The sequence below is a fragment of the Corallococcus sp. CA041A genome, from assembly GCF_003612075.1.
GTDB lineage: Bacteria > Myxococcota > Myxococcia > Myxococcales > Myxococcaceae > Corallococcus > Corallococcus exiguus.
The window spans coordinates 1-12,234 of sequence record NZ_RAWF01000287.1; the positions used below are offsets into that span (position 1 = coordinate 1).

The 12,234-nt window shown below is 68.7% G+C and carries 9 protein-coding genes; 5 read left to right on the forward strand and 4 right to left on the reverse strand.

The window, feature by feature from the left end; genetic code table 11:
* From D7V77_RS35100 to D7V77_RS35115, 4 genes are all read left to right on the forward strand, one after another.
* Positions 1-361 (forward strand): molybdenum cofactor carrier protein (locus D7V77_RS35100; RefSeq protein WP_120580630.1); only part of this gene is annotated, 361 nt, incomplete at its 5' end.
* Positions 362-495: 134 nt separating this feature from the next.
* Positions 496-897, forward strand: a complete 402-nt coding sequence (locus D7V77_RS35105; RefSeq protein WP_120580637.1) for a hypothetical protein — start codon at positions 496-498, stop codon at positions 895-897.
* An 18-nt stretch (positions 898-915) separates the two neighbouring features.
* On the forward strand, positions 916-5,205 hold the full coding sequence (locus tag D7V77_RS35110; RefSeq protein ID WP_120580631.1) for an AAA family ATPase: 4,290 nt from the start codon (positions 916-918) through the stop codon (positions 5,203-5,205).
* A gap of 94 nt (positions 5,206-5,299) precedes the next feature.
* The gene (locus D7V77_RS35115) at positions 5,300-6,130 is read left to right on the forward strand and encodes an acyl-CoA desaturase (RefSeq protein WP_120580632.1); all 831 of its coding nucleotides are present in this window, start codon (positions 5,300-5,302) and stop codon (positions 6,128-6,130) included.
* Here the strand turns inward: D7V77_RS35115 and D7V77_RS35120 are convergent.
* A complete protein-coding gene (locus tag D7V77_RS35120) occupies positions 6,108-7,568 on the reverse strand; it encodes a radical SAM protein (RefSeq protein ID WP_304485886.1) in 1,461 nt (486 codons plus the stop codon). The two genes, D7V77_RS35115 and D7V77_RS35120, sit on opposite strands and share 23 nt — an antisense overlap.
* A 242-nt stretch (positions 7,569-7,810) precedes the next feature.
* Between D7V77_RS35120 and D7V77_RS35125 the strand changes: the two genes are divergently transcribed.
* Entirely contained in the window at positions 7,811-9,532 is a 1,722-nt protein-coding gene (locus D7V77_RS35125; RefSeq protein ID WP_120580633.1) for a hypothetical protein, read from the forward strand.
* A gap of 54 nt (positions 9,533-9,586) precedes the next feature.
* Here the strand turns inward: D7V77_RS35125 and D7V77_RS35130 are convergent, their stop codons facing one another.
* From D7V77_RS35130 to D7V77_RS35140, 3 genes are all read right to left on the reverse strand, one after another.
* Positions 9,587-10,612 carry an inorganic phosphate transporter gene (locus D7V77_RS35130; RefSeq protein ID WP_120580634.1) on the reverse strand — a complete coding sequence of 342 codons (1,026 nt, stop codon included), beginning with the start codon at positions 10,610-10,612 and terminating at the stop codon, positions 9,587-9,589.
* A 1-nt stretch (position 10,613) separates the two neighbouring features.
* Positions 10,614-11,240, reverse strand: coding sequence for a DUF47 domain-containing protein (locus D7V77_RS35135; protein WP_120580635.1), 627 nt, complete (start codon positions 11,238-11,240; stop codon positions 10,614-10,616).
* A gap of 177 nt (positions 11,241-11,417) precedes the next feature.
* Entirely contained in the window at positions 11,418-12,080 is a 663-nt protein-coding gene (locus tag D7V77_RS35140; protein ID WP_120580636.1) for a TenA family transcriptional regulator, read from the reverse strand.
* Positions 12,081-12,234: the final 154 nt, after the last annotated feature.

Below are 12,234 nucleotides of genomic sequence, written 5' to 3' on the forward strand. Positions count from 1 at the left end.
GCGGCGGGGGGCGGCCATCGGCATCATCCCCGGCACCGTGGGCGCGGACGGCCGTTACCAGCCCCGGGCCGGCTACCCGAACACGGACATCGAAATCCCCATCTACACCCACCTGCCGCTCAGCGGGGAGCAGGGCACGGACCCCATGAGCCGCAACCACATCAACGTGCTGACGCCGCATGCCCTGGTCGCGCTGCCCGGGGGCGCCGGCACCGCGGCGGAGGCCGTCCTGGCCTTGCGCTATGGCAAGCCGCTCATCCTGCACGGGCCACCGGAGCTGTTCCGGCGCTTCCCGGTGGAGGCCGAGCGCACCACCTCCCTGGAGCGGGTGGCCGAGTTCCTCCTGGCCGCCACCCGCTAGGCGGCAGGCGGGCTCAAGCAGGGCCTTGGTGAAGGGGAAGCCGCCCCACGGGGTGGCAAAAGATTCTAGGATGGACGTCGTGGGGAGGGGTGTGCACCGCGCGTGCACGTCCGTCACCCATCACGTCCGCCATCATGATCAACCCCGACTATCCGTTGGCCAGCTGGTTCCTCGCGGTCTCCACCTCGGTCTTCCTGGTCGTCTACGCATTGCCGTTGCTGTTCATCCCGCTGCGTTGGGCGCGTTGGTTCGGGTGGGAGCTGCCCACGGGCAACAACGACTTGACGGTCTACTTCGCGCGTTGCCTGGGCGGCCTGGCGCTGTCCGTCATCATCGCGGTGGTGCAGTTCATCCCGGACCCCAAGAGCCACCTGGTCATCTTCGAGCTCATCGGCCTCATCGGTGGACTGATGACGGCGGTGCACGTCTGGGGCGCGGTGCGCAAGCAGCAGCCCTGGCCGGAGACGGCGGAAATCCCCCTCTACGGCGCCATGTGCCTGGGCGCCCTGTACCTGCGCTTCGCCAACCTGTCCTGAGCGGAAAGCCCCTTAAGGATGCCCTCCACGCAGCCCATTGATCCCGCTGTCGCGATGCTGGCCCCGTACATGCCGGCGGCCATCCTCGCGCGGCTTGGGAGCCAGGATGCGGACGCGCTGCCCCGGGTGGAGGGCGTGCGGGGCGCCATCCTGCTGCTGGACATCGCGGGCTTCACGCCCATCGTGGTGGGGCTGAGCGGCGCGGGCCCTCGCGGCATCGACGCGCTCCAGCGCCTGCTGACGAACTACTACACGGAGATGATCGACGTCGTCCGCGACCACGGCGGGGACATCTACCAGTTCGCCGGCGACTCCATCCTCGCGTGCTTCGAGTCCGCGCCCGAGGAAGCGGACGCGGACGTCGTGCAGCGAGCGGCGGTGTGCGCGCTGGGCGTGCAGCGCAGGCTCGCGCGCTTCGCCCGGCTGGAGCTGTTGGGCCAGCGCTTCGGCGTGTCGTCGCGCATCGGCATCGGCTTTGGTGAGGCCACCCGCATCGTGATGGGCACCACCGGCCTGTGGATGCACCCGGCGCTCGTGGGAGAGCCGCTGGCGCAGGCGGTGGGCGCGGAGAAGCAGGCCACGGTGTCGGAGGTCGTCCTCAGCCCGCGCGCCTGGGCGGCGCTGCCGGAGTCCGCGCGCAGGGGCGATCCACGCGAGGGCGGCAACCACCGGCTGGCGCTCGACGCGCCGGTGGAGTCGGTGAAGCGCCCGCTGCCCGCGCCCACGGGTGGGGCGGAGCTGGTGGGCCGGTGCGCGCTGCTCCTGCACCCGGTGCTCTTCACGAAGATCACCACCGCGCACCAGGAGTTCGCGGGCGACTTCCGCGACGTCACCTGCTTCTTCGTGCGCTTCACCCACGCGCGGGCGGACACGGATCCGGACGCGTTCACCCACGACCTCAACGCCTACTACGAATACGTCCAGCGCGAGTCCGCCCACCACGGCGGCGTGTTGCTGATGACGGACTTCACGGACAAGGGCAACGTGCTCTACGTCCTGTTCGGCGCGCCCACCGCCCAGCAGAACAAGGAGGTGCTGGCGTGCCGGCTGGCCTGCAAGCTGCTCAAGGCCCGGGCGCAGTTCCCCTTCCTGGATGAGCTGCAGATCGGCATCGCCACCGGCCACGCCTACTGCGGGGACATGGGCTCGCCCACGCGCAAGGGCTACTCGGCGCTGGGCGAGGTCGTGAACATGGCCGCGCGCCTGATGACGCACGGCGGACACCAGGACGGCGTGCACCTGTGCGCCAACACCCAGGCGCGCTCGCAGCAGGGCGGCTTCGCCACGGAGTTCGTGGAGGACGCGAAGCTCAAGGGCGTCTCGCGTTCGGTGCCGGTGTACCGGCTCTTGGGGGAGACGCGCCGCAGCCTCTTCATCAAGGGCCGGGGCGACATCATCGGCCGCAGCCGCGAGCTCAACGTGCTGCACGCGTCGCTCAACGCGGCCTTCGCCGGCCAGGGCCGCGTGAGCGTGGTGTCCGGCGAGGCGGGCATCGGCAAGTCGCGGCTGGGCGCGCGCGTGCTGGAGGACGCGGAGGAGGGCGGCGCCCGGGCGCTGTACGGCGTCTGCTACTCCTACGAGGCCTTCACCCCCTTCTTCCCCTGGAAGGAGGTGCTGCTCCAGGCCTTCGGTCTGCACGACTCGGACGACACCGAGGCGCAGCTCACGCGCCTGCGGCAGGGGCTGGACGGCCTGGAGGACGTGGGGCCGGAGTGGATTCCCGTGGTCGCGGGCATCCTCGGCATGTCGCTGGAGGAGACGTCCGCCACGGCGGGGATGGACGCGCGGCGCAAGCAGCAGAAGGTGTTCCAGATCGTCTTCCAGCTCCTGGAGAAGCTCAGCCGCGCGCAGCCGCTGCTGCTCTTCTTCGAGGACCTGCACTGGGCGGACTACATCTCGTTGGATCTGCTCCAGTACCTGGCGGTGCGCGTGGGCTCGCACCGCATCATGGTGCTGGCGACGATGCGCCCGGGCGACCAGCTCCGCGGGCTGCGCGACCTGCCGGAGTTCGTCCCGGTGGACCTGACGAGCCTGGACGAAGAGGACACGCGGGCGCTCCTGCGCTTGCACCTGCGCCTGTCGCCGCCGGACGTCGCGCTGGAGGACCGGCTGCTCGCGAAGGTGCAGGGCAACCCGTTCTTCATCGAATCCATCGTGGAGGGCCTGGCGGAGCAGGGCTACCTGGGACCGGTGGAGCCCGGATCGCAGCGGATGGAGCTGAAGCGCGGCCTCCAGGACCTGCTGCTGCCGGACTCCATCCAGGACGTGGTGCTGTCGCGCATCGACCTGCTCAGCGAGACGGAGAAGCTGGTGGTGAAGGTGGCGTCCGTCATCGGGCGCATCTTCACGCTGGACGCGGTGGCGGCGCTGGTGCCCACCCTGGGCCACGGCGTGCTGCGCGAGGCCATGGACACGCTCCAGCGCCTGGGCCTCATCCTGCTGGAGACGGAGGAGCCGTACACCTGCCTCTTCAAGCACATCGTCATCCGCGACGTGGCCTACAACACGCTGCTGGTGTCCGCGCGTGAGGACCTGCACCGCCGGCTCGCGCGCTACCTGGAGGCCCGCGCCAACGACAACCTCGCGGCCTCCGCGGGTCTGCTCGCGTTCCACTTCCTCGCGGGCAACGTGGAGGACAAGGGCCTGGCGTACACGCTGATGGCGGCCCGCAGCGCGCGGGCGCAGTACGCGAACGACGACGCGCTCTACCACTACAACCGGGGCCTGGAGCTGCTCGGCACCGTCGTTCCGGTGGACCCGGAGGTGACGCTGCTCCAGACGCGCCGGGTGATGCAGGAGCTGGCGGAGACTCTGCTCCAGGCAGGCCACTACGCCAACGCCATCCTGATGTTCGAGCAGTGCCTGGTGGACGAGGAGGAGCCCCCTCGCCAGGCGGAGCTGCACCTGGGCCTGGGCCGCGCGCACCAGGAGAAGGGCGAGTCCGCGCTCGCCACGCAGCACCTGGAGAAGTCGCTGGTGCTGAGGGGCCGCAGCCTCCCCGGGAGCCTGGCCGCGCTGGGCCTGCGCACGCTGGCGAACCTGGTGCTCCGGGGGCTCGCGACGCTGCTGCCCTTCATCTTGCGTCCGCTGCCGGCGGCGAGGCTGGGCAACTACCTGCAGCAGCTGTCCACGCTCAACTCTCTCATCCGCATCTACTACTTCGCGGACATCACCAAGCTCACCTGGGCGACGCTGGTGTCCACCAACATGGCGGAGCGCTCGCGCAACGACTACGCCATGAGCATGGCGCGCGGTTACTACGGCACGCTCTTGTTCGGAGCGGGGCTGCTCAAGCGCTCGCGCTACCACTGTGAGAAGGCGCTGGAGTACGCGCGCCGCTCCAAGGATCCGGTGGCGGAGGGGCTCGCGCTCAGCCGCCTGGGCATCCAGGCCTTCTTCGCCAACGAGCTGGAGCGCGCGCGCGAATTCCAGGAGGAGGCCGTCTCCACGCTGCGCCAGGTGGGCGAGCGCTGGGAGCGCCAGACGTCGCTGATGATGCAGGCCACGGGCGAGTTCCTCCACTCGCGCTTCCGCACGGCGGTGGCGCTCTACGAGCAGATGGGGACCATTGGCGTGGAGCTCAACGCGCTGATGCACCAGGGCTGGGCGCACTCGTGGGCGCCCATGTGCCGCTACCTGTTGGGCGAAGGTGACGTGGGCGAATTGTGCGCGGAGCTGGAGCAGGGCCTGCGCATCAGCGAAGAGGTGGCGGACCTGGCCAACCAGTGCGCCAGCCTCAACCATCTGGCCAACGTCACGGTGCGCGAGCACCAGGTGGAGGAGGCGGCGCTCGTCGCGGTGCGCTGCTTCGAGAGCATCTGGAGCTATCAGGTGCTGGTGCCCTTCCTCCAGGTGGGGCTGGTGGACGCGGCGGAGGCGGCCCTCTTCGCGCTGGAGGAGGGCGCCACGGTGGTGCCGCGCAAGAAGCTGCTGAAGGTCGTGCGGCTGTCCTGCCTCAAGGCGCGCGTCATCGCGAGGCTCTATCCGTACCTGAAGGGCCCGGCGCTGCGCGTGACAGCGCGCTCGCTGGCCCTGCGCAAGGGGCCCAAGGCCGCGGAGCCGGTGTTCCTGGAGGCCATCGCCGTCCTGGAGAAGAGCCCCAACCGCTGGGAGACGGGCGTGGCCTACTTCGACGCGGCGGTGGCGCTGCCGAACCGGCGCGAGGAGTTCCTCGCCCGAGCGCGCGCCATCTTCACGGAGGTGGAGGCCCGCGCGGAGCTGCGCCGCATGGACCGCTCGCTTCCAGGCCACCCTCCAGGCCCCGCCGGTGGAGGCGCTTGTTGCTCCCCAGGCCTCAAGGGCCCGTGACGCTCGCGTGATGTGACGCGCCTGACGCATTCCTTGTCCCGTCAGGCTGGGCCCCTAGACTGCGTGCTTCTCCTTCGACCTCACGCACCGGGCCATGATCACCGCGCCGCTCCGCTTCCAGCTCAGTCCCGTCATCGTCATCTACATGCTCGTGGTCCACGGACTGGCCGCGCTGGCGTTCTTCCTGCCCTGGCCGCCGTACGCGCTGCCGGTGGCGCTGGCCGTGTACGTGTCCATTGGTCTGGGCACGACGGTGGGGCTGCACCGGCTCCTGTGCCACCGCGCCTTCGCGTGCCCCCGCTGGGTGGAGTACGCGCTGGTGTCGGTGGCCATGCTCACCGCGCAGGGCAGTCCGCTCCTGTGGGCCGCGAACCACCGGCTGCACCACGCGAAGGCGGACGTGGACGGGGACGTGCACTCGCCGCTGCGCGGCTTCTGGTACGCGCACATGGGGTGGATCCTCAACGAGTCCTCCACGGAAGAGGACGGCTGGCGCACCTGGTGCCGCGACATGGCGGACGACGGCTACTACCACTGGCTCTTGCGCTACCGCATCGCGCCGCAGGTGCTGGGCGTGCTCTTCGTGGGGCTGACGTTCGGCTGGCGCACGGTGCCCGCGTACTTCTTCCTGCCCGTGGTGTGCTGGATGCAGAGCACCTACGCCGTGAACTCCGTGTGCCACGCGGCGTTCGGCAAGCGCGTCCACGACACGCGCGACCACAGCCGCAACGTGTGGTGGGTGAGCGTGCTCGCGCTGGGCGAGGGCTGGCACAACAACCACCACGCCTTCCCCGCGTCCGCGCGGCACGGTTGGGTGTGGTGGCAGTGGGACCCGGGTTGGCTCTTCATCCGGGCGCTCCAGGCCCTGGGGCTGGCGTGGGACGTGCGCCTGCCGTCCCGGATCAGGTCAGGACCTGCGGCGTGAGGCCCAGCGCGGGCATCCGCTCCGCGTCCCACGCCTCGATGGCGTCCAGCCCCGCGATGTAGCGGCGCTCCTTGTTCTTCACCGGGTTGCGGATGCTGACGATCTCCGGCCCGGAGAAGAGGATGGTCTGCTTGTATCGGGGCAGGTCGCTCATCATCAGCTTGGACGCGTAGTGCCGCGCGATGTTGGGCAGGCTGCCCAGCGTGTGGCACAGCCGCTGGAAGTGCTCCACCACCTCCGACGCGTGCATCTGCTTGGGCCGGTGGCACAGCGTGTAGCCGTCGTAGTCACGGCTGGTGGTGCCGGGCAGCAGCCGGTCCTCGGCCTTGAGCTCGCGGAAGAAGGGCGTCTCCGGATACGGGCACACGATGCCCAGGAACGTGACGGAGAAGTACTTCAGGTCCGCCAGGTAGTCCGGCAGCCGGTGCAGGTACTCGTTGGTGTCGCCGTCCGAGCCGACGATGAGCCCGAAGGACAACAGGATGCCGGCGGAGAAGACGCGGCGGATGACGGCATCCACCTCCGACAGCTTGTTCTGCCCCTTGTTCATCGCCTTGAGCGACTCCGGGTTGAGCGACTCCAGGCCGGTGTAGACGTAGCGGCAGCCCGCCTTCGCCATCAACTTCACCAGCGAGTCGTCCTTCAGCACGTTGAAGGTGAGCGCGCAGCCCCACGTCTTCTTCAAGGGGATGAGCGCTTCACACAGCGCGCGCAGGTACTTGGGCGAACCGCCCAGGTTGTTGTCCAGGAAGACGAACGCGTCCCCCATCAGCCCCAGGAAGTTCGGGTTCCAGCGCATGCGCGTCTGGATCTCGTCGATGACCTCCGGGATGGGCCGGAAGCGGTAGCGCTCGTGGCCGGTGAGCACGCAGAAGTTGCAGGTGAAGGGGCAGCCGCGGGACGCCTCGATGCCCGGCAGGCGCACCTTGTTGTGCGTGAAGTCGATGAGCTCGTAGCGGTACGGCCGGATGGCGGCGGCGCCCTGCGACGGCAGGCTGTAGCGGGGCTTCAGCTCGCCCTTCTCGAAGTCCGCGATGAGCGCGGGCACGTTGGACTCCGGCTCCCCGGTGATGACCGCGTCGAAGTACTTCGCCGCGTCGTCGGGGAAGTGGCCCGCGTGCCGGCCTCCCGCCACCGTCGTCATGCCGCGCTGACGGAAGAGGGTGGAGAGGACCTTGGTGTGCTCGTAGTACGAGTGCAGGTACGAGAAGAAGACGAGGTCCCAGTGCCGGTCCAACGGCAGCTCCGCCTCCTTCTCGTTGAAGATCTCCACCTCCGCGTGCTCCGGGCACAGGCCCGCGATGAGCTCCGGCACGGAGGACTGCATGATGGAGGGTTCCTTGATTCGCAGTCGGGTCGGATGGGTGTACGTGGCGATGATGGCGATGCGCATGCGTGCGGGCCCGGCGGCGGCGCGGACGAAACGAGGCGCGCTCACGTTCGTGTTTTCACCTGCCGGACCGCGTCCCCCTTCGTCGGCGGAGGATCACCCGGAGTCCGGGCGGTGGCAAAGGATCTCCATCGCACGCGCCGCACTCCGCGTGTTTCCGGTGGCAGCGGACGACCCAGGAGGACCTATCTCGTGTGGGGGCCGTGCTGATAGATCTTTGAAACATGGATACTTCTCCTTCGCCAGCCGCCCCGGGTTGGCCGTTTAAGCGTTACTTCTGGATTTCCATCGTGTTCGCGGTGGCGCTGGGCTCGCTCGCGTTGCGCTCGGGATTCATGCCGGATGACTTCATCTGGCTGGGCGTCTGGGACAACATTCCGCCGCCCGCGCCGCTGGGGAACACGCCCCTGGACGTGTACCGCACGGCCACGGGCATCCCGGAGCACACGCTGCACCTGGCGCAGGTGGGCGTCTTCCCGTGGTGGGTGGAGCCCACCGTGCGCGTCGCGTTCTTCCGGCCCCTGGGCAGCCTGCTCTACGGACTGGACCACGTGCTCTACAACCGCGTGGCGGTGGCCTACCAGTTCCACTCGTTGCTCTGGTACGTGGGCCTGGTGGTGCTGGCGGGCGTGCTGCTCAAGCGCGTGCTGCCCACGGCGGTGGCGGGTGTGGCGATGTTCCTCTTCGCCATCTGGGGCTCGCACGCGGCGGTGCTGGGCTGGCTGTCCTACCGCAGCGTGGTGATGTCGCTGCTCTTCGGCGTCCTCGGCATCTTCCTCCACGTGAAGTGGCGGGAGGAGAAGCGCACGAGCACCCTGGTGGGCGCGCTGGTGTCCTTCGCGCTGGCGCTCCTGTGCGGCGAGACGATGGTCATCCTCAGCCCGTACGTGCTGGCCTACGAGGCCTTCTCCGGCCCGGGGCAGGCGAAGGACAAGCTCAAGGGGCTCATCCCCTTCGGCGTGCTGATGGCCATCTACTTCGCGGCGTACCGGGCCATGGGCTACGGCGCGGGCGGCTCGGACATGTACCTGGACGCCCTGGGCACGCCCGTGGCGTGGTTCCAGGCGATGCTCGGGCGCGTCCCGGCCGCCATCGCGGGCCTGACGCTGAACGCGCCTCCGGACTTCATCTTCGACCAGTCCCTGGTGCCCCTCTTCACCCTCCTGGGCGCGGTGGGTTTCACGCTGTTCGCGCTGCTGGTGTGGGGTGTGTGGCCCCGGCTGGAGGCCGCGGAGCGCCGCACGGTGGGCTGGATGCTGACGGGCGCGTTCGTGGCCACGTGGATGTCCAACTCCGCCTTCGCCGGCTCGCGCACGCTCATCGTGCCCAGCCTGGGCATGGCGGTGGGCCTGGCCGTGGTGCTGCGCCACGCGTGGAAGGGGCGGGCGAAGACGTTCCGCGCGGGCGCGGTGCTGGCCGGCGCGGCGGTGATGGCCTTCATCCATGTCGTGGGCTCGCCGTACCTCTGGTGGCAGACCATGGAGCAGTACTCCCAGGCGGACGCGCTCATGGGCCGCGTGCAGGCGCGCTACGAGGAGGCGTTCGATCAGACGAAGCTCTCCAATCAGCGCGTGGTGGTGCTCAACGCCCCCAACGGCATCATCGGCATCTACGGCTCCGTGCGCTGGTGGTCCTCGGGCAATCCGCTGCCGAAGGCCTGGTGGGTGCTGTCCTATTCGCTCTACGAGCAGAAGGTGACGCGCACCGGCCCGAACTCGGTGGAGCTGGAGCTCACCAAGGGCGGCCACTTCCTGGACTCCGTGGAGGAGCGCATCCACCGCGCCGCGCGCCACCCGGTGCACAAGGGCGACGAGTTCGACATGAAGGGCATGATGGTGCGCATCGAGGAGGCGGACGCGGAGGGACCCACGCGCATCTCCTACACCTTCGATGTGCCGCTGGAGGACCCGTCGCTGAAGCTGGTCCAGTGGCAGAACAAGAAGGTGGTGCCCTGGGTGCCGCCGGCCGTGGGTGGACCGTCGTCGTCCCTCAACGTCCGGGTCGTGCAGTAGGGCAGGGCAGCAGCAGGTGGCGCGGGGGACTGCTCCCCCGCGCCCGGGCTTTCTTCAGCCCACCATCCGAACCACGGCCAGCGTGATTCCGTAGACGATGACGGACACCAGCGCGGCCGCGGGGATGGTGAACACCCACGCCCAGATGATGCGGCCGGCGGTGCCCCACTTCACGGCCCGCCAGCCGCGCGTGGAACCCACGCCGACGATGGCGCCGGTGATGGTGTGCGTGGTGGAGACGGGGATGCCCAGCTCCGCCAGCGCGATGATGGTGACGCCGCCGCCCGTCTCCGCGCTGAAGCCGCCAATGGGCGCCAGCTTCGTGAGGCTGTGGCCCATGGTGCGGATGATGCGCCAGCCGCCGAAGAACGTGCCCATCGCGATGGCGGCGTGGCAGGAGATGATCATCCACCAGTCGATGTGGAACGGGCGGTCGCGCCAGATGGTGCCGAAGAGCACCACCGCGATGATGCCCATGACCTTCTGCGCGTCGTTGGTGCCGTGGCTGAAGGAGAAGATGGCGGACGACACCAGCTGCAGCCGGCGGAACCAGGTGTCCACGCGCAGCGGCGTCTGACGGTGCACCGCCCAGGTGCTGGCCAGCATCATCCCGATGCCCAGCGTCATGCCGATGAGCGGCGACAGCACGATGAAGGCCGCGATGCGCGCGATGCCGCTGCCCACCAGGCCCTCGAAGCCCAGCACGGGCAGGGTGGCGCCAATCATCCCGCCCGCCAGCGCGTGCGAGGAGGACGAGGGCAGCCCCCACCACCAGGTGAGCAGGTTCCAGACGATGGCGCCCATCAGCGACGAGAAGATGACCATCAGCACCGCGGCGGGGCCGGCGGCGCGGAGCATCTCGAAGTTGATGATGCCCTTGCCCATGGTGTTGGCCACGTGCACGCCGCCCGCGAAGGCCGCGATGAAGTTGAAGAACGCGGCCCATGCGACAGCCAGGTTCGGCGACAGCACGCGCGTGGACACCACGGTGGCGATGGAGTTCGCCGCGTCGTGGAAGCCGTTGATGAAGTCGAAGATGAGCGCGACGATGACGATGGCGACGACCGCTGCGAGCAGCATCTCAGCTGTGCTCCAGCACGACGCCCTCGATGACGTTGGCCACGCCCTGGCACTTGTCCGTGGCCGTCTCGATGAGGTCGTAGATCTCCTTCCACTTGATGATGGTCAGGGTATCCACGCCGCTCTTGAACAGCCGGCCCATGCCCGCGCGCAGCGCCTCGTCCGCCTGGGACTCCAGGTGCTTGATCTCCTTGCAGCCCGCGAGGATCTGCTCCGGCTTCTTGATGAGCCGCAGCGCCGCGACGACCTCCTGCACCTTCAGCGTGGAGAGCACCAGCAGCCGCGCCAGCTCCGTGGCATCCGCCCGGGTGGATTCGATCTCGTAGTACAGCAGGCGCGCCGCCGCCGCGTTGGTCAGGTCCAGCACGTCGTCGATGCGCGACAGCAGCGTGTGGATCTGCCCCCGGTCGAACGGGGTGATGAACTGCTGGTGGAGGCGGTTGAAGGCCGTGTGGGTGACCTCGTCGCCCTTGTGCTCCACGTCCTTGAGGGCCTGGACGCGCGTGGGCACGTCCCGGAAGTCGCTCAGGAGCTCGTGTAGGAGCTTTGCTCCCTCGACAGTTCTGGCGCATTGCGCGTCGAAGTCGTCGAAGAACTCGTCCGACTTCGGCATCAGCTTTTCGAGCATGGGGATCTCCCTCGGCGCCTGGAGGGACAGGAGCTGTCAGCCGCGGGAGGGTGGTGGCGCCTCTAGGGGGTGACACTCCCGTGACGCGGGAGTGACTACCCTACCTGGAGAGATTCGCCAGTGTTCCGTGTGAAAACGCACGGATTCCAAGGGGTTGCGCTTGACGCAGGCGGCCGCTCAGACGACGCGGTTGCGCAGCTCCTCGAAGAAACCCACCCACAGTTGCCACATCTCCTCGGCACCGCGGGTGATGGTGGCCAGCTCCTCGTCCGTGTACGCGAGCCCCATCGTGTGGCCGGCCGTCTCCACGTGGTCCGGCTCCTGCTTCACGTGGATGTCCACCCAGGGCAGGGACTTGAGGCCCGTGGTGCGGCGCACCAGCTTGCCCAGCTTGGCCACCATGGTGAGGTCCGCCACCTCCGTGCCGTAGAGGAAGCCCAGGCCGGTGAGGTGGCTGTCCGTGGAGCGCTGGTACCCGTCGATGAGCCGGCGCGTCGCGGGCGTCATGTCCGCCTCGGACACGCCCGCCTGGGTGAAGCCCGCGTCCGTCATCGTCTGGATGAAGAAGCGCTCGTGCGCGCGCGCCGGGTCTCCCTCGCCCACCTCCTGGTTGAGGATGTGCGTCACCGCCGTCTTCATCTCCATCTGCGGGCAGACGGCGATCAGCTTGCCCAGGAAGGTGGGGAAATAGTGCAGGGGGTGCCACCACTGACCCAGCACCAGCTCCGCCTGGTCGCGGCTGAAGGCCTTCTCGTCCACCACCTCGAAGAACCGGTGCTTGATCAGCTGTTCACGGTGGGGATTCTTCGCCAGTGCCGCCTCGATGGTCTGGTTCCGCATTGCCGCCTCCAGGTTGGTCCAAAAGGGCTGGGTCGGCGTTTATCACAAAGCAGGACTGCGATTCTTGGAAATATGGAAAGACAAGTACAACGTGACTACGTGGCTTACCGCCAGTGTGGAACGTGCAGGCGGACAAGGGCGGGCTGTTCGGGGT